Genomic DNA, 19,996 nt, shown 5'->3' on the forward strand with positions numbered 1-19,996 from the left:
GGCAGGTATCCAGATTTGGTTATTACGGGGTGTTTTGTGCTTTTAAAGTAAATTTTTTAAGCGCTGTCTCATGTCTCAATACTAATATCTAACATCTAAAGTTTATTAATAAACTAAAATTATAATCCCTTGGCAAACAAAATAAATCAAAGAGTAAACTTTGCAACCAGCAGAAAAGTTCTGGAATATCCCGACTTTTTGGATGTACAGTTACAGTCTTTCCAGGAGTTTTTTCAATTACAAACTACTTCAGACAACCGTCATAAAGAAGGTTTGTTTAAGGTGTTTGCTGAAAACTTTCCGATATCAGATTCAAGAAACATTTTCGTTCTGGAGTTTCTTGATTACTTTATTGATCCGCCACGTTACGATATCCAGGAGTGTATTGAGCGTGGATTAACACACAGCGTACCTTTAAAGGCCAAACTTCGCCTGTCATGTAATGATGAAGAGCACGAAGATTTTGAAACCATTGTTCAGGATGTGTATCTGGGAACTATCCCTTATATGACACCTAAAGGAACATTTGTTATCAACGGCGCTGAACGTGTAATTGTATCGCAGCTTCACCGTTCGCCGGGTGTGTTTTTTGGACAAAGCCGCCATACCAACGGTACAAAATTATACTCTGCCCGTGTTATTCCTTTTAAAGGATCATGGATTGAGTTTGCTACCGATGTAAACAACGTGATGTATGCTTACATCGACCGTAAGAAAAAGTTCCCGGTTACTACCTTGCTTCGTGCAATTGGTTATGATTCAGATAAAGACATTTTGGAGTTATTTGAACTGGCCGACGAAGTAAAAGTAAGCAAATCAGGCTTAAAGAAATTTATTGGCCGCAAGCTTGCTGCAAGGGTGCTCAAAAAATGGGTTGAAGATTTTGTTGATGAAGATACCGGTGAGGTAGTTTCTATCGATCGTAATGAAATCATCCTGGAGCGCGAAACCGTTTTAGAAGACGACCATATTGATATGATCATCGACGCGGGTGTTAAAACCATCATCCTGAACAAGGAAGATGCTGCAACCAGCGGTGATTATACTATTATATATAATACCTTACAAAAGGATACATCAAACTCTGAGAAGGAAGCGGTTGAGCACATCTATCGCCAGTTACGTAACGCTGAACCACCTGATGAAGAAACAGCACGTGGTATCATCGATCGTTTATTCTTCTCGGATAAAAGATATGATCTTGGCGATGTGGGCAGGTACCGCATCAACCGCAAGTTGAAATTGAATACCCCTAACGAGGTAAAGGTGTTAACCAAAGACGATATCATCGCCATTGTTAAATACCTGATCAAGCTGATCAACTCCAAAGCCGAAGTTGATGATATTGACCACTTGTCAAACCGTCGTGTACGTACCGTTGGTGAGCAACTGTACGCACAATTCGGTGTAGGTTTGGCCCGTATGGCCCGTACCATCCGTGAGCGTATGAACATTCGCGATAACGAGGTATTTACACCAACCGACCTGATCAATGCACGTACGCTTTCATCTGTGATCAACTCGTTCTTCGGAACAAACCAGTTATCACAGTTTATGGACCAAACCAATCCACTGGCAGAGATTACGCACAAGCGTCGTCTGTCAGCCCTTGGGCCCGGTGGTCTGTCTCGTGAGCGTGCAGGTTTTGAGGTTCGTGACGTACACTACACGCACTATGGCAGGTTGTGTACCATTGAAACTCCCGAAGGCCCGAACATTGGTTTGATTTCTTCATTATGTATCCACGCCAAAATCAATAACCTTGGTTTCATCGAAACACCGTACAAACGTGTGTCTGATGGTAAGGTGATGATGGACGAGCCAGTTGTATATTTATCGGCAGAAGATGAAGACGGAAAAACCATCGGCCAGGCTAACGCTATCTATGATGACAACGGTAACTTCAGCACCCCGCGTGTAAAAGCCCGTTTTGAGGGTGACTTCCCGATTATCGAGCCTGCAAGGTTAGATTATATGGACATCGCTCCAAACCAGATCACTTCTATCGCGGCATCGTTAATTCCTTTCCTGGAACATGATGATGCTAACCGTGCCTTGATGGGATCAAACATGCAACGCCAGGCCGTACCATTGTTACGTCCGGAAGCGCCTATTGTTGGTACAGGTTTGGAAGGCCGTGTGGCTAAAGATTCGCGTACGCTGATCAACGCCGAAGGCGATGGTGTGGTTGAATATGTTGATGCTAACGAGATCCGTATTAAATATGACCGTAACGAAGAGGACCGTTTGGTTTCTTTTGAAGGTGATAGCAAATCATACCGCTTAATTAAATTTAAGAAAACTAACCAGAGTACCACCATCAACCTGAAACCGATTGTTAAAAAAGGACAACGTGTTGAAAAGGGACAAGTACTTTGCGAAGGATATGCCACGCAAGATGGCGAGTTGGCACTGGGCCGTAACTTAAAAGTAGCATTCATGCCTTGGCAGGGATTCAACTTTGAGGATGCGATCGTGATTTCTGAGCGCGTTGTATCACAGGATATCTTCACTTCTCTTCACGTTGAAGAGTTTGAGCTTGAAGTGCGTGATACCAAACGTGGCGAAGAAGAGTTAACACCGGATATCCCTAACGTATCAGAAGAGGCCACTAAAGACCTTGATGAGAACGGTATTATCCGTGTTGGTGCCGAAGTAAAAGAAGGTGATATCCTGATCGGTAAAATTACACCGAAAGGGGAATCAGATCCATCACCGGAAGAAAAATTGCTGCGTGCAATATTTGGTGATAAAGCAGGCGATGTTAAGGATGCATCTTTAAAAACACCTCCATCAATTGCTGGTGTGGTTATTGATACCAAACTTTTCTCGCGTGCTAAAAAGACATCAAAGGCAGAAGAAAAAGCAGCTATTGATAAACTGGATACCAAGCACGAAAAAGCGATTAAGGATCTGAAGAATACTTTAGTTGATAAATTATTCGAGATCGTTAACGGCAAAACGTCGCAAGGTGTTTACAACGTTTACAAGGAATTATTGGTAGCCAAAGGTGTTAAATTCACTCAAAAAATATTGTTGGAGCTGGAGTATGCTAACATCAACCCAACAAAATGGACTACTGATGATGATAAAAACGATTTGATCAAACTTTTGCTTCATAACTATAACATTAAAGTTAACGAAGAATTAGGTGCTTACCGTCGTGATAAATTCGCTATCAGCGTAGGTGATGAGCTTCCATCGGGTATCGTACAAATGGCTAAGGTTTACATTGCTAAAAAGCGTAAGCTTAAAGTGGGTGATAAAATGGCCGGTCGTCACGGTAACAAGGGTATCGTTGCACGTATTGTACGTGACGAGGATATGCCGTTCCTGGAAGACGGAACCCCGGTTGATATCGTGTTGAACCCGCTGGGTGTACCTTCGCGTATGAACTTAGGACAGATTTACGAAACTGTTTTAGGATGGGCAGGTAAAGAGCTGGGCGTTAAATTTGCTACTCCTATTTTTGATGGTGCAAGCCATGACGAGGTAGAAGAGTGGGTAGCCAAAGCAGGTATCCCCGCTTCAGGCCGTACTTACCTGTACAATGGTTTAACGGGCGATCGCTTTGATCAGCAAACTACTGTTGGTATAATTTACATGCTTAAATTAGGCCACATGGTTGATGATAAGATGCACGCACGTTCTATCGGGCCATACTCGTTAATTACACAACAACCATTGGGTGGTAAAGCTCAATTTGGTGGTCAGCGTTTTGGTGAGATGGAGGTTTGGGCTCTTGAAGCATTCGGAGCAGCTAATATTCTGCAAGAGATCCTGACTGTGAAGTCGGATGATGTTGTGGGCCGTGCTAAAACCTACGAAGCTATTGTTAAAGGCGAAAATCTGCCTACACCATCCGTTCCTGAATCATTCAACGTATTGGTTCACGAGTTAAGAGGTTTAGGTTTGGATATCACATTAGAATAAGAGTTTTTGTTGTAAGGTTGTAAAGTTTGAATGTTGAAAGGTTATCATCAACATTCCAACTTTTCAACTTTACAACCTTTCAACGATTAAACAAAAGGAGACTATGTCTTACAAAAAGGATAATAAAATCAAGAGTAATTTCACCACTATCACCATCAGTTTAGCCTCTCCGGAGTCTATACTGGAGCGTTCAAGTGGCGAAGTTTTAAAACCAGAGACCATCAACTACCGGACTTACAAGCCCGAGCGCGATGGTTTATTCTGTGAGCGTATTTTCGGTCCGGTTAAAGATTATGAGTGCCATTGCGGTAAATACAAACGTATCCGTTACAAGGGTATCGTTTGTGATCGTTGCGGTGTTGAAGTAACCGAAAAGAAAGTTCGCCGCGAGCGCATGGGGCACATTAACCTGGTGGTTCCTGTTGCGCACATCTGGTATTTCCGTTCGTTACCAAACAAAATCGGTTATTTATTAGGCTTGCCTACTAAAAAACTGGATCTGATCATTTATTACGAAAGATACGTAGTTATCCAGCCCGGTATCAAAGAAACCGACGGTATCAATAAAATGGACTTCCTGACAGAGGAAGAATATTTAGATATCCTGGATACGCTACCTAAAGAAAATCAATACCTTGACGACAAAGACCCTCAGAAGTTTGTTGCCAAAATGGGTGCTGAAGCTTTAGAAGAGTTATTAAAACGCCTTGACCTGGATCAGCAATCGTATGATCTGCGTCACCAGGCTGCTAATGAAACTTCACAACAACGTAAAAACGAGGCTTTAAAACGTTTACAAGTTGTTGAAGCTTTCCGCGATGCTAAAACACGTATCGAGAACAACCCGGAATGGATGATCGTGAAGATCGTTCCTGTAATTCCACCGGAATTGCGTCCGTTAGTTCCGTTGGAAGGTGGCCGTTTTGCTACTTCCGATTTGAACGATTTATACCGCAGGGTAATTATCCGTAACAACCGTTTAAAACGGTTGATCGAGATTAAAGCACCCGAAGTAATTTTACGTAACGAAAAACGGATGTTACAGGAAGCTGTAGATTCGTTATTTGATAACTCACGTAAAGTTAACGCCGTAAAAACCGAAGGTAACCGTGCCTTAAAATCATTATCTGATATATTAAAAGGTAAACAAGGCCGTTTCCGTCAAAACTTATTAGGTAAACGTGTTGATTACTCGGCCCGTTCGGTAATTGTTGTAGGCCCAAGCCTTAAATTACACGAATGCGGTTTACCAAAAGATATGGCTGCCGAGTTGTTTAAACCATTCATCATTCGTAAGATGATTGAAAGAGGTGTGGTTAAAACGGTAAAATCAGCTAAAAAGATTGTTGACCGTAAAGACCCCTTAGTTTGGGATATTTTGGAAAACGTATTGAAGGGACACCCTGTATTATTAAACCGTGCGCCTACGTTGCACCGTTTAGGTATCCAGTCGTTCCAGCCGAAGCTGATTGAAGGTAAAGCTATCCAGTTGCACCCTTTAACCTGTACGGCTTTCAACGCGGATTTTGACGGTGACCAGATGGCAGTTCACGTACCACTTGGTAACGCCGCAATTTTGGAAGCCCAGATATTGATGCTTGCATCGCATAATATTTTAAACCCTGCTAACGGTACCCCAATTACAGTACCATCTCAGGATATGGTTTTGGGCTTGTATTATATTACAAAAGGCCGCAAAACTGACGAAGAAAGAGTAGTGAAGGGGCAAGGCTTAAGCTTTTATTCTCCGGAAGAAGTAATTATTGCTTACAACGAGAAAAAAGTTGACCTGCATGCCTTTATCAAAGTTAAAGTAAACGTTAAGGAACGCGATGGCAGCATCGTTAATAAGTTAACTGATACTACTGTTGGCCGTGTGTTATTTAACCAGCACGTGCCTATCGAAGTGGGTTATATTAACGAACTTTTAACTAAAAAATCATTACGTGATATTATCGGTACCGTTGTTAAGGTAACCGGTATGGCACGTGCTGCTCAGTTTTTGGATGATATTAAAGAATTAGGTTTCCAAATGGCATTCCGCGGTGGTTTGTCGTTTAACCTGAAAGACTTGAATATCCCTGCTGAAAAGGTAACTCTGATTGAGCAAGCATCTAAAGAGGTTGACGAAGTAATGAATAACTATAACATGGGTTTCATTACCAACAACGAGCGTTACAACCAGATCATCGACGTTTGGACACGTATTAACAACCGTTTAACTGCAAACGTGATGGAAATACTGTCTACCGATAATCAAGGTTTCAATTCAGTATACATGATGCTTGATTCTGGTGCCCGTGGTTCAAAAGAACAGATCAGGCAGCTGGCCGGTATGCGGGGACTGATGGCTAAGCCACAAAAATCAGGTTCTGGCGGTGAGATTATCGAAAACCCGATCTTATCGAACTTTAAAGAAGGTTTGTCGGTATTGGAATACTTCATCTCAACCCACGGTGCTCGTAAAGGTTTGGCGGATACAGCGTTAAAAACTGCGGATGCTGGTTACTTAACCCGTCGTTTACATGATGTTGCGCAAGATATGATTGTAGGCGATACCGATTGTGGTACCTTACGTGGTATTTATACAACAGCATTAAAAGATAACGAGGATATTGTTGAGCCGTTATACGACCGTATTTTGGGCCGTACCTCTCTTCACGATGTGTATGATCCGTTAACAAACGAACTACTGGTTTCTGCAGGCGAAGATATCGAAGAAGAAATTGCCCGTAAAATTCAAAACTCTCCGCTGGAAGGCATCGAGATCCGTTCGGTATTAACCTGCGAAAGCAAGCGAGGTGTTTGTGCTTTATGTTATGGCCGTAACCTGGCAAGCGGAAAACGCGTGCAAATGGGCGAGGCTGTAGGTGTTATCGCGGCACAGTCAATCGGTGAGCCGGGTACGCAGTTAACCTTACGTACATTCCACGTGGGTGGTACCGCGTCTAACATCGCTGCAGAATCTCAGATCAATGCTAAGTTTGAAGGTGTCATCGAATTTGAAAACGTTCGTACGGTAGAATATCAAACAGAAGAAGGTGCAGTTGAAGTGGTTTTAGGCCGTTCGGGTGAGTTCCGTATTATTGAAGAAGGTACTAACAAAGTTATTGTAAGTAACAACATTCCATACGGTTCATACTTATATGTGAAAGACGGAAGCAAAATTCATAAAGGCGACCGTATCTGTTCATGGGATCCGTACAATGCGGTGATCATCTCTGAGTTTGCTGGTAAAGCACAATTTGAAGCGATATTAGAAGGTATTACTTTCCGCGAAGAAAGTGACGAGCAAACCGGTCACCGTGAAAAAGTAATTATTGATACCAGGGATAAAACTAAAAACCCTGTTATCCAAATCGCTGAAAAAGGTACCGTTGTTAAGGGATACAACATCCCGGTAGGAGCGCACATCGCGGTTGATGAAGGTGAGAAAATCCAAACCGGACAAATTATTGCCAAGATACCGCGTTCAACCGGAAAAACACGAGATATCACCGGTGGTTTACCGCGTGTAACTGAGTTGTTTGAAGCACGTAACCCATCAAACCCGGCTGTAGTAACCGAGATTGACGGTGTGGTAACTTTAGGTGGTGTTAAACGTGGTAACCGCGAGATGACCATCGAATCAAAAGACGGGCAGATCAAGAAATACCTTGTTCCATTGTCTAAACACATCCTGGTACAGGATAACGACTTTGTGAAAGCTGGTATGCCACTTTCTGATGGTTCTATATCTCCATCCGATATCCTGGCTATCAAAGGCCCGGCAGCTGTTCAGGAATACCTGGTGAATGGTATACAAGAAGTTTACCGTTTACAGGGTGTGAAGATCAACGACAAACACTTTGAAGTGATTGTTCACCAGATGATGCAGAAGGTAACCATTGAAGATGCCGGTGATACCAAGTTCTTGGAGAAGGAAGCCGTTAACTCATGGGATTTCATGGTAGAAAACGACGAGATCTTCGATAAGAAGGTTGTTGTTGATCCGGGAGATTCCAATAACATGAAGCCAGGCCAGATCGTTTCGGTAAGAAAACTCAGAGATGAGAATTCAATCCTGAAACGTAAGGATTTGAAGTTGGTTGAAGTTAGAGATGCTATTGCAGCCACATCAAGCCCAATGCTTCAAGGTATAACCAGGGCATCCTTAGGTACCAAATCGTTTATGTCTGCAGCATCGTTCCAGGAAACTACCAAAGTACTGAACGAAGCAGCGATTGCGGGTAAGGTAGATAAGATGTTAGGTTTGAAGGAAAACGTAATTGTTGGACACTTAATCCCGTCAGGAACAGGCTTAAGGATCTACGACAACGTCCGTGTAGGATCGAAAGAAGAATTCGACCGCCTGATGGCTTCCAAAACCGAAGAAGAAGTAGAAGCTTAATTTCTGCCGAATAAATAAACTTTACAAAGTCCTCTCTTTTCAGAGAGGACTTTTTTATTTTTATCCCACTATGGATATACAAAACGAAAACCAACTAAACATCGAATTGTCGGAAGAGGTAGCCGAAGGTATTTATTCAAACCTGGCCATCATCACCCATTCCAATTCGGAATTTGTGGTCGACTTTATCAGGCTGATGCCCGGCGTACCCAAAGCCAAGGTAAAATCAAGAATAATTTTAACTCCCGAGCATGCTAAAAGGCTGCTTGCCGCTTTAAGCGATAACATAGAAAAATTTGAAGCTACAAACGGCCGCATCAAAATCCAGGAGGACCCCACGGGTTTCCCGATGAATTTTGGGGGGACGATGGGACAGGCGTAACAAAGCTTAAAGCTGTAATAAAAAAAAGATGATCAGAAGTTATTCTTACAAGTTATTTTCTCTTCTAAGCATCATTATTCTTTATTTCAGCGTTTACTTTTGTTTTGGTGCGACATTTGCAAGTAGAAAATGCGAGGTGAAAATAATAAATGCGGCTTTTCAACAGTTGCATCATCAAGGCTCGGTTAAATCTGGCATTATCACATTTACATTTTCTCTGAGTACTAATTGTACTACAAGCGCCGGAGTTTATAAAGCCGATGGTACATTAATAAGAACCTTGTGGAATGCCGTAAGGCTAAACAAAGGAAGCTATACCAGAACATGGGATGGTATGGACGATTTGGGCGTTTTATGCGCCGACGGTAATTACAATATAAAAATACTCTCAAATAATGTAACGTATACTTGGGAGGGGGTAATTGGCAATACATCTGATTCATTAACCGGTCCAAGCGTGCATCATGCCATGAATAAAATTTCGTGCATGGCATTTGCCGGGAACACAGGCTATTTTTCAATAAATTTTACCGAACAGGATGCCAGTACATTTAAATTAACGGCTTCTCATCCGCAACAAAAACAAGTAATTTTAACAAAGGGCATCTCAACTCAGTTTGTTTGTACTGATGGTGAGAAAGTTTACTGGGCCGGCACGGATATAAAATTGACAGATAAAAGTTTTGTATTTGCTACAAGTGTTGCAGACGACTCCGAAATTTCATTTGCCAGCGGAAAGACGTATAAGGCCAAATACGGCCGGCTATATAAAAGTGCAATTGATACCGGTAGTATTGCCAAGTCTGCAATTACGGGTTTGGCTGTACAAACTAAATCGAAATTCCTTTTTGTTGCTCATAGCAATAGTAACCAGTTAACAGTTATTAATAAGAATACCGGATCTGTAGTTCAGGTAGTTCCGTTTACGTATCCCCAATCTTTATGTGTTGATCAAAAAGATAATCTATGGGTAGTGTATAAGGATCTTCATCAAAAAAAAATCGTAGAAAAATTTAAGGTAAATAGTGATGGCCACCTCACTCCTTTGAATATCATATTGCCAAATCTGGAAAATCCCTTAGCTGTTTCTGTTTCTCCTGATAATAGCAAAATATTAGTGGCTGATGCCGGTGGTAGCCAGCAAGTAAAAGCATTTGATAATTTAACAGGATTGGAAATTTGGTCATTAGGTGCTCATGGCGGCTATAGTAACGATCCATCGGTGACCAATTATAAATTCTATTTTAGCGACCAGATCTCCGATCAACCAACCTTTATAGCTTTTCAGCCTGATGGATCTTTTTGGGTTGAAGATCCGGGAAACGGCAGGACATTGCATTACGGGGCCAATAAAATTTTTATTGACGATATCATGTACCGGCCTATTTCCTACAATACCAATGCAGATGTTACTAATCCTGTGAGGGTTTTTTCCGACTACTTAGAGTTTAAAATAGACTATTCGAAACCTTTAAGGCCAAACAATGGCTCTTGGCTGTTATGGAAAAATTGGGGTGCCAAGGTTCCTAAAAACTTAGATGATCAGTTCAGCAGATTTAGAAATTTAGCCACATTATCAAATAATAAAACTTATACTCTTTTATTTGACAGAGCGAAGCGTTCTTGGGTACTGGCTGAGTTTGCAAAGGATGGCTTACGGATAACGTCAATAATAATTAAAGACGATAACACGCAACTTTATCCTGACGGTTCTTTAAGGAGGGTTTCAAAAGCTCAAATTGGAATGTCGACAGTATGGACAGAGCGTGCGTTAACCGGATTCGATAACGTCGGCAATCCGTCATGGGGCGAGGAGGTCACATTGGCCAGTTCTCCCCCGGTTACTGCAAACGATCCTGTCTATTGGAGTAATTATACCACACTTAGGTCGGGGTCGGTAACTTCATCTGGAACATTGATATCATTTGAAGCAGGGCTATCGCCCCGTGATGGAAATCAATGGCATTTGGGAGGTATCAAAGTGGGGAGCAACAAGTGGTTATGGCGTACGGCTATGAATATTGGAAGGCGATATGAGGGTGAGTTTCCACGGGACGGTTCGTATGATAGTGGAAATTATGTAAAATATCCCGGGAGCACCGTATTGGTAAGTGGAGACAATATTATTTGGGGCTATCATGGTGAGTCATGGAAGAATAACCAGACTAATAAATGGAACTATGTAAATACCGACGGATTATTGATTGCTCAGTTCGGCATAACAGGGCCTGAGGTATCTGGTAAAGAAGCTCCGGCTATGATGGCCGGCAATGCCTTTTCTGGAGCTTTGGTGAAAGTTCACAACGATCTGTATTTATATCATAATGATGAATCCTATCATGGGGGAGTACATCGCTGGAAGATCAGCAACCTAAATTCTGTAAAAGAGCAGATTATTCCTGCTACGGTTGCAAATAATGCCCACGGGTTATTGGCTGAGTACTACGAAGGTCCGGATCTTGATAATCTTAAAATTAAAACAACCAGGATAGACAACCAAATCGACCTCAATTTAGCATCTGTTAAATTACCTTCTGCATACGGTATCCAAAATACCAGCGATTTTTCGGTAAGTTGGCAAGGCTTCATCAAAGCAAAATATTCAGAACGATATGTATTTCATGCCATAGGGGTAAATTTACGGGTGTGGATTAACGGGAATTTATTAATTGGAAATAAATCTCACGTTGACACAGCAAGTATTATGCTGGTGGCCGGTAGCGTGTATCCTATTAAGGTTGAAGCTTGTCATGTCGATAAGTCATCTCCGGTTAGTCTAAGTTGGGCAAGTGCCAGTCAGAAGATGGAAATTATTCCGAAAGCGCAGTTGTATCCGGCCAATTTTCCCGACAGGTTAAAAGGGTTTGACCTTTTGGAAAACGTTCCTCATGCAGCTTTGCTCGAAGATAATCGTTATGGATGGGATAGGAGTCCAGTTAAGGAGGATAGCACATCCCGTATTACTAAGTTTTGGACGGCTTCAACAAGTATAAAAACTTACGATAGGTTTTCATCTCCAGATTTATATACTTTATTTAGACAAGGTAATAATTCAGCCGCAATTGTATCAAGAGATCTGGCCACCAAGGGTAACGTTTCTGCCTGGAATATTAATGGGCTGATAAGTTTTGAAGGTAACTATTTTAATAAAGGCTCCAATGTAGACAATACTGGGGATGGTGGTAGTTTTGTTGAGATTTTAGATAACAATAAAAAGATTGTTGTTCGTTTTTTTATTCACGAGGATGATAGGGGAAATGATGCTCAAATATATGTTAATGAAAAAATATTAACACATATGGATAAAAATAACTTACGAAGCTTAGTGGGTAAATTTCAACCACTAACTATATCGTCAAAAAATAATATAATTAGCGTAAAATATGCATCTTTACCGATGGTGCAAATTGCTAAATTAGATCCGGACAGTAATGTTAAGTTACCCACGACTTTCAGATTATATTTTTGGACTAAAAATAAAAGTGAAGATAGAAGTATAGATATTGCAAATTTATATTACAAATTTCAGTAGATAAAACCGTTAACACCATCAGGCTTTAAATTTAAACATTACATAACATTTTATTTAGGGAGAAAAATATGAGGAGTTTTTATATTGGATACGATAAATTAAGACTTTCACACCCGCACATTTCAAAATTTAGCCACATGTTATAATCACAAGCAATTCAAAAGCAACATGGAATATTCAAATGTACAAAAGCCGAAAAGGGTTGAATGGCTTGATATAGCTAAGGGAATTGGTATACTATTGGTTGTGTTAGGGCATTCTGGCCCGTCTGCTAAAATATCCTGGTGGATATGGTCTTTTCACATGCCATTATTTTTTGTTATCTCGGGTATATTATTTTCAATTGATAAGTATCCGAGTTTTGGCGTACTATTTACAAAGAGAAATTCAGGCCTTATCAGGCCATATTTTTTCTTTGTAGCTATTTCGCTACTGGTTGAATATTTATTAAATTCCACTTTTGGAATCACGTCCGTACTTATCCATGGTTCCGGCTTAGCGCTTTGGTTTATCCCCGTGTTATACCTCACCGAATTGTTTTATTATTTACTTAGAAGATATTTGAGCGATTTGCTTTTGATTGGATGCTTAGTTGCATTGTCCTTAATTGGGTTTTATTTAACTATATTGGGCATCCGTTTTCCATACAATGCTCAAGCTGTATTTACTGCCATTGCATTTTACGGCTTTGGTAACCTTGGTTCACAGAAACTAAAGCTATTCTTAAAAGCTATAAATAAATTAAGAACTTCGCTTTTATTAATAATATTTATAGGTATAAATTTTATTTTTTGCTTTTTAAATCATGGACGATTTGATTTATTTAAAAATGAAATGGGGAATTACCTATATGTGTACCTATCCGCTTTGGCTGGTTGTATGTTTGTTTTTTTACTATCTAATGCCCTTGATCATAATACCTCAATTTTTGCCGGTTTTTGCAAAAGAATTTTTGTTTACCTTGGTACAAATACTTTAGTTATACTGGGCATGCACCAAGTGATTAAACTGGCGCTCGTCAAGATATTTAGCGAATTAAATATAAATGGAGTTTTGTCGTTGCTGGGGCGGCAATTGTTACTTTGGGTTTTCCTTATGATATTCATTTACTTGTTTAATAACTATCTGCCTTATTTTATCGGAAAGAGACAAACCTTAATAAAAACTGGCCGAAACAAAACTAACCCGGTAGCCTCAGTTGGCTCAAACCTAAATTAATTTTATCCTGCGGGTCATTATATCAGACTTTGAATATTTATAACCTGCAATTGAATAAGAATAAAAAAAACAGAAAAAAAATGCGAATTTGATAATATTTGAGTTTTTTTATTACATTTGTTAAAACATTAATCCAATTATTAATGCATAAATATCAATTAGAGAAGAGTTTTCTTGTCGCACTTTTCGTGTCATTTTGTTTTACTTCGTGTTATACAACAAAAAAATCAGTCTATTTTACCGACCTGGTTGATTCTGCATCAAAAAGGAATATTAACACTGCTGTATTTAAAGAACCATTAATTCAAACTGACGATATTCTATCCATAACGGTTCAGACTACCGATCCTACTGTAACTGCTACTCTTAATCAGGCTAATGCCAATACTGCTTCGGGTTCTTCAGGTCAAACAGCCGTAACCGGATACCTGGTAAATAAAAATGGCGAAGTTCAAATCCCCATTATCGGTAATGTAAAAGTTGCCGGGTTAACTACATTGCAAGCCAGTGAGTTAATAACAAATAAATCATTGCATGATTTTAAATTTCCGTCTGTTCAAGTTCGGTTTGCAAATTATAAAGTTAATGTTTTAGGAGAGGTTAATCGTCCCGGATCATACATATTGCCAAATGAAAAGGTATCGGTGATAGACGCAATTAGCTTGGCCGGAGATTTAACGATTTATGGCAAAAGAGAAAATGTTTTGGTAATCAGGGAACACGATGGGCATAAGGAATATGCAAGGCTAAACCTGGGTAGTTCCGAAATATTTAAATCGCCGTATTATTATCTTACCCAGAATGATTTAATATACGTGGAAGCTAGTAAGGCAAAAATAAGCACCGCCAATGACGCTGATACTTTTAGAAATATATCGATTGGTATTGCTATTATTACCTTGATAAGTATTTTGATCCGGACTAAATAATTTTTGAATTTTAATAGAATGAATAACAACGAATATTCGAACGAAATTTTGGATGAGACACAGGATGATTCTAATTCAAAGTACCTATTCGCCAAAATTTTATCCAAATGGCCTTACATTATTATTTCTGTTATTCTTTGTGTAGTTGCATCTAATTTTTATACCAAATATTTAACTCCTGTATTTGTTACTAAGGCTTCTATTTTAATAAAGGATGATAATAGTTCTGGTGGAGGCAATAAAGGCTTATCGGATTTAACTGCCTTGTTGAACCCTACAAGTAGTGTAGATAACGAGGCTCAAATTATTCAAACGCGTCATTTGATGGAAACTGTTGTATCAAAATTAGATGCGGAAGTTAGTTATCAATATGAAGGCCGGTTTAAAAGTTCAGAATTGTACCCGTCGCCCTTTATAGTTAAGTTTGTTAATAAGTCAGATACGCTTAAACCCGGGAAATTTTTTGTAAATATAAGAGGGGATAAAGTTGACCTCTCAAAAGAAACTTTTAAAAAAACTGTGACTTTTGATCAGCCATTCTTTTTAAAAGGATTGGGAGTGATCAAAATTGAGCGCAATGCTTCCGTTCCTCTACCTAATAGTGGCCCTCTTTCGTTTAGCGTGGCGCCTTTTGACTCTCGCGTATCCCAATTTATGGGAGGTTTGACAGTTACACTCGCCGGAAAACAAATTTCAATTATTAATTTGAGTTTCACTTATCCGGTACCCAAAAAAGGAGAAGTTATACTTAATTCTTTAATTAAAGAATATCAACTTGATAATAGAAGAGACAAAGATATTATAGCTGATAGTACAATATCCTTTATTGAAGATCGACTGATATTGGTGGGCAAAGAACTTGGCGATATTGAAGGCGGAATTCAAACATTTAAGCAAGATAACAAACTTGCCGATATGACCGAGCAATCGAAATTAGTGGTAGATAATACAAATACTAGTTTGGACGAATTAGGTAAGGCTGAAACGCAGATTAATATTCTCAATACTCTTAAAGAATATTTGAAAGATGAGAAAAATAAAAGGGTTTTCCCATCTTCATTAATTCAAGACCCAGGGTTTTCTTTGCTAATTGATCGTTACAATAGTTTAATTGTTCAAAGGGATAAGTTATTACTTTCCTCAACAGAAGACAACCCGTTTATAGTTAATATTGACCAACAAATATCTGGGTTACGCAAAGATATGCTGCGAAACTTATTAAGTAATCTTCAATTGCTTAATATTACCAAGGCAAATCTTAGCCGGAAATCCGAAAAGTTTCAAGGCATTCTTAATAGTGTTCCGAAAAAGGAACGGATTTATTTGGGAATGGCAAGACAGCAGCAAATAAAACAGGAGTTGTATATATTTCTGATGCAAAAGCGTGAGGAAACAGCTATTGGAAAAACTTCTAACATACCCAATTCAAGAATTATTGATACGCCTAAGTCATCTAACAGCCCCGTTGGGCCAAAGCCTTCACTAATTATATTGATGGGATTTATAATAGGATTATCAATTCCTATAGGTGTGATCTACCTGATTGATATTTTAAATACCAAAATAATTACAAAAGAAGATATAAAAAGATCAACAAATGTGCCTGTTGTTGGTGAGATATCAAACAATGGTACTACAAGTGGCGAAATTATTGTCGATTCAAAATCAAGGTCTGCTATATCTGAGCAGTTTAGGGCAATAAGAACAAATTTGCAGTTTTTTCTTTCCAATCCCAGCGATAAAACTATATTGATTACATCCAGCATGTCGGGTGAGGGGAAATCGTTTATAGCGGTAAACTTGGGTATGGTTCTGGCCATATCTGGAAAAAAAGTACTGTTGATGGAAATGGATTTACGTAAACCTACGCTTTCGAAGAAATTGGGGTTAAAAAACGATTTGGGTTTTACAAACTATATTTTTTCTTCCGATATCAAATCTTCTGATATAGTAACGCAAACTCCCTACAATGAAAACTTGTTTGTGATAAGTTCTGGGCCTATTCCCCCAAACCCAACAGAAACAATTCTGAACGACAGGATGCAAATGTTAATCAGTGACGTAGAAAAGCAGTTTGATTACATTATAATAGATGCACCTCCTATTGGCTTGGTTACCGACGCTCAGTTGTTAGCCAAATACGCTGCTTTGACATTATATATTGTTAGGCAGAATTATACTTTCAAGAAACAGTTAAATATACCTCAGTCTTTATATCGTGAAAAAAAGATACCTCAAATAGCGTTAATCGTAAATGATATTGCTGCTTCAAGAGGCTATGGATATGGTTACGGATATGGCTACGGCTACGGGTATGGTTACGGGTATGGCTATGGTTCTTATGGATCCGAGCCAAAAAAAGGTTTTTTTAGTAGGATATTTAACAGAGATGTAAATCAATAGCATTCCTTTAATGATCGTATAGCATCCTATATCGACTGCATTAGATGATATTCTAATTTCTAAGGTGTCAAATGGAGTGCGAAATATTAAAGAATAATTGTATAGTTAAGTAATGTTCAGATTAATTTGAAACTCGGCTGTCTGTTCATAGGTCATTGAGTCGAAGACAAATTGGAAGGATTTTATTTCAATTCCTCTGCAGATTAAAATAAACTTTGTGCTTGTCTGTAAGCTCTCAAATGTTATAGAAGTTAAAGCAATTTTAAAAATGAATTTACATAGTAAACTGAATGGAGATATCGCTTAAAATAAAGGACTCGAAATTATTCCATTATGGCAAGCTGGTCTCGATAACCGCTTTAGCACAAGGACTGATACAGGCATTGAGTTTTGCAAGCGGTATTATGATTGTCCGTTTGTTGCCAACTAAAGAATATGCATTGTACGTTTTAGCCAATACCATGTTAGGTACAATGACGCTCTTGTCCGACGGAGGCATTTCAACGGGTGTTATGGCTCAAGGTGCAAAGGTTTGGACAGATAAAAAGAAATTGGGCGCCGTTATTGCGACAGGTTTAGCACTCCGGAAAAAATTTGCGATAGCCAGCCTGCTTATTTCGCTTCCTATTCTGATTTATTTCCTTCACTATCATGGTGCAAGCTGGATAATGACGGTGCTGATTAGCTTATCACTAATACCGGCTTTTTTAACTGCTTTATCAGATAGTTTGTTAGAAGTAGCACCAAAACTTAAACAGGATTTGTTGCCCTTGCAAAAAAATCAAATGTTTGCAAGTATAGTTCGGGCAGTGATGATCGGGCTAACATTATTCATATTCCCGTGGACTTATGTCGCAATCCTGGGAAACGGTGTTTCAAGGGCGTGGGCAAATCTGCGGCTCAGGAAAATTTCATCTACACACGCCGACCTCAGCCACGGTACAGATCCGGAGGTGCATAAGGAGATTGTTAAGACCGTAAAACGGGTGTTGCCAACTTCTATTTATTACTGCCTATCCAGCCAAATTACTGTTTGGCTTATCTCTATTTTTGGGTCAACTAAATCATTAGCGCAGGTTGGAGCTTTAAGCGGGCTCGCATCCGTGCTTACCTTGTTTTCACTGATATTTGCTACGCTTGTGGTGCCTCGTTTTGCAAGGTTGCCTTCAAATATTTCTCTTCTTTTGAAGAAGTTTTTTTTGATACAGGGTGCGCTCTACATAGTTGGTATCCTGATTGTAGTTGTTGTGTGGTTGTTTTCAAAAAACATATTATGGATCCTTGGCCATAATTTTTCAACCCTCAATGAGGAACTTGTTCTGATAGCTGCAGGTAGCTCTGTCACTTTGATTAGTGGATGTACCAGTTCGCTGTTGTCGTCAAGAGGCTTAATCGTACCGCCTTTACTTTATATCCCCAGCATTATTGTTATACAGGTTGGCTTAGCATTTGTTTTGCCTATTGAGAAAGTTTCGGGTGTATTGCTATATGGTATTGCAACATCGGTTTTTGTATATTTAATGAGGGTAGTTTACTTTTTGGTGAAACTTAAAAAAACTGAAGGAACTGATTCGTGATTAGCCGATAAAATGGACATGATTTTGATCGATAAAAATTTTCAACGGTAGCTATATAAATTTAATTATTAAAAAGATGGTTGATATGTTTAAAATATTGGATTGTACAATAAGGGATGGTGGATACTATACCAATTGGGATTTCAACAAGGCACTTGTTGATCAATATATTGAGTCGATGAATAAGTTACCTGTAGATTACCTTGAAATAGGATATCGCAGCAAGCCGCTTCAGGGCTATTTAGGGAAATATTTTTATAACCCTTCATACGAGTTACTCGATCTTAAAAGTAAATCAAACAAAAAATTAGTAGTTATTTTAAATGAGAAGGATGTAAGAGTTGAACATCTTGATGAATTACTGACTCCTATAAAGGGTATCATTGATATGGTACGTATAGCTATTGATCCCGAACACCTTGGCCGCGCAATATCACTTGCCGAGGGCATCAAGAAAATGGGTTTTGAAGTTGGGTTTAACGTGATGTACATGTCTAAATGGAATCAGTATTCAAATTTCATGGGCGATTTGAAATTTGTTGACGGAGTGGCTGACTATTTTTATATGGTAGATTCTTATGGGGGTGTATTCCCTAAAGACGTTATCGAGACAATTGGGTTAGTTAAATCAAATACAGCGGTTAAACTTGGCTTTCATGGACATAATAACCTTGAACTTGCGTTAATCAACTCCTTAACTGCTGTTGAGCATGGGGTTGAAATTATCGACTCTACCGTTTGGGGAATGGGCCGCGGGGCCGGGAATTTAAAAACGGAACTTCTGCTTGCAGTTTTAAATTCCAAGTATGGTTTATCAATAGATTTTAATGCCTTGGGCGATGCCGTAAGCGCTTTTGACGATTTATTGCGTAAATACGAATGGGGGACAAACCTTCCATATATGATATCAGGTTCCAATTCATTGCCGCAAAAAGATGTAATGGATTGGGTAACAACCAGGTTTTATTCCTTTAACAGTATAATCAGGGCATTACAAAACCAAAAAGAAAAGGTTAAAGATAACGAGCGCTTACCTTTGTTTGAGCCTCAAAGCAAATCAAAACAGATTCTGATTATTGCAGGCGGAAAAAGTGCTTCGGAGCATGCATCGGCCGTTTTGGAGTTTGTAAAACAAAATGAAGACATGACAATTATACACGCAAGTTCAAAAAACGCGTATAGTTATAAGGATATAAAAAACGAGCAGATTTTTTGTTTGATTGGAAACGAAGGTCGCCGGATGGAGAAAGTATTTGATGACTTCGGCCATTTCAATGGGATTTGTGTATTGCCACCTTACCCTCGTAAAATGGGTACCTATGTGCCTGAACTTGTTTATGGGCGAACATTTGAATTGCCAGCAATTGATTTTACAAGTGATTTTAAAGACTCACATACCGCTCTGGCATTGCAAACGGCCTTGACATTGGGTGCCGAGAAAATTTACGTGATAGGTTATGATGGTTATCAGGATGTTCCGATTTCTTCGAAAGAAAGGACGTTAACTAATGAAAATGAGGCGCTGTTTGCAGCTTTCCATGATACAAGTGATGTTGAGTTATACACATTGATCTCATCTAACTATAGTATATTAAAAGAACAATCGCTTTATAGTTTACTTGATTAATTTGA

General features: G+C 39.2%; 9 protein-coding genes. All 9 read left to right on the forward strand.

What is annotated here, in order from left to right:
• The first annotated feature begins 129 nt into the window (after positions 1-129).
• Positions 130-3,933: a DNA-directed RNA polymerase subunit beta gene (gene rpoB, locus MUCPA_RS21460; RefSeq protein ID WP_008509258.1), complete on the forward strand. Its 3,804-nt coding sequence runs from the start codon at positions 130-132 to the stop codon at positions 3,931-3,933.
• A gap of 103 nt (positions 3,934-4,036) precedes the next feature.
• Entirely contained in the window at positions 4,037-8,323 is a 4,287-nt protein-coding gene (gene rpoC / locus MUCPA_RS21465) for a DNA-directed RNA polymerase subunit beta' (RefSeq protein ID WP_008509260.1), read from the forward strand.
• Between the two features lie 70 nt (positions 8,324-8,393).
• Entirely contained in the window at positions 8,394-8,705 is a 312-nt protein-coding gene (locus MUCPA_RS21470) for a DUF3467 domain-containing protein (RefSeq protein ID WP_008509263.1), read from the forward strand.
• A 28-nt stretch (positions 8,706-8,733) separates the two neighbouring features.
• Entirely contained in the window at positions 8,734-12,237 is a 3,504-nt protein-coding gene (locus MUCPA_RS21475) for a PA14 domain-containing protein (protein ID WP_008509264.1), read from the forward strand.
• Positions 12,238-12,405: 168 nt separating this feature from the next.
• Entirely contained in the window at positions 12,406-13,455 is a 1,050-nt protein-coding gene (locus tag MUCPA_RS21480) for an acyltransferase family protein (protein WP_008509266.1), read from the forward strand.
• Between the two features lie 98 nt (positions 13,456-13,553).
• Positions 13,554-14,384 (forward strand): polysaccharide biosynthesis/export family protein, encoded by an 831-nt coding sequence (locus tag MUCPA_RS21485; protein ID WP_233276775.1) that lies wholly within the window; start codon positions 13,554-13,556, stop codon positions 14,382-14,384.
• 18 nt (positions 14,385-14,402) lie between these two features.
• On the forward strand, positions 14,403-16,787 hold the full coding sequence (locus tag MUCPA_RS21490; protein WP_008509269.1) for a GumC family protein: 2,385 nt from the start codon (positions 14,403-14,405) through the stop codon (positions 16,785-16,787).
• 290 nt (positions 16,788-17,077) lie between these two features.
• Positions 17,078-18,364, forward strand: a complete 1,287-nt coding sequence (locus MUCPA_RS21495) for an MATE family efflux transporter (RefSeq protein WP_008509271.1) — start codon at positions 17,078-17,080, stop codon at positions 18,362-18,364.
• An 85-nt stretch (positions 18,365-18,449) separates the two neighbouring features.
• On the forward strand, positions 18,450-19,991 hold the full coding sequence (locus tag MUCPA_RS21500; protein WP_157543959.1) for an aldolase catalytic domain-containing protein: 1,542 nt from the start codon (positions 18,450-18,452) through the stop codon (positions 19,989-19,991).
• Positions 19,992-19,996: the final 5 nt, after the last annotated feature.

Origin of the sequence: Mucilaginibacter paludis DSM 18603 (assembly GCF_000166195.2) — a bacterium.
Taxonomy (GTDB): domain Bacteria; phylum Bacteroidota; class Bacteroidia; order Sphingobacteriales; family Sphingobacteriaceae; genus Mucilaginibacter; species Mucilaginibacter paludis.

Bases quoted from the DNA above. Each gene is read 5' to 3' on its own strand.
- rpoC (WP_008509260.1), top strand. From the start codon at position 4,037: ATGTCTTACAAAAAGGATAATAAAATCAAGAGTAATTTCACCACTATC.
- MUCPA_RS21470 (WP_008509263.1), top strand. From the start codon at position 8,394: ATGGATATACAAAACGAAAACCAACTAAACATCGAATTGTCGGAAGAG.
- MUCPA_RS21475 (WP_008509264.1), top strand. From the start codon at position 8,734: ATGATCAGAAGTTATTCTTACAAGTTATTTTCTCTTCTAAGCATCATT.
- MUCPA_RS21480 (WP_008509266.1), top strand. From the start codon at position 12,406: ATGGAATATTCAAATGTACAAAAGCCGAAAAGGGTTGAATGGCTTGAT.
- MUCPA_RS21490 (WP_008509269.1), top strand. From the start codon at position 14,403: ATGAATAACAACGAATATTCGAACGAAATTTTGGATGAGACACAGGAT.
- MUCPA_RS21495 (WP_008509271.1), top strand. From the start codon at position 17,078: ATGGAGATATCGCTTAAAATAAAGGACTCGAAATTATTCCATTATGGC.
- MUCPA_RS21500 (WP_157543959.1), top strand. From the start codon at position 18,450: ATGTTTAAAATATTGGATTGTACAATAAGGGATGGTGGATACTATACC.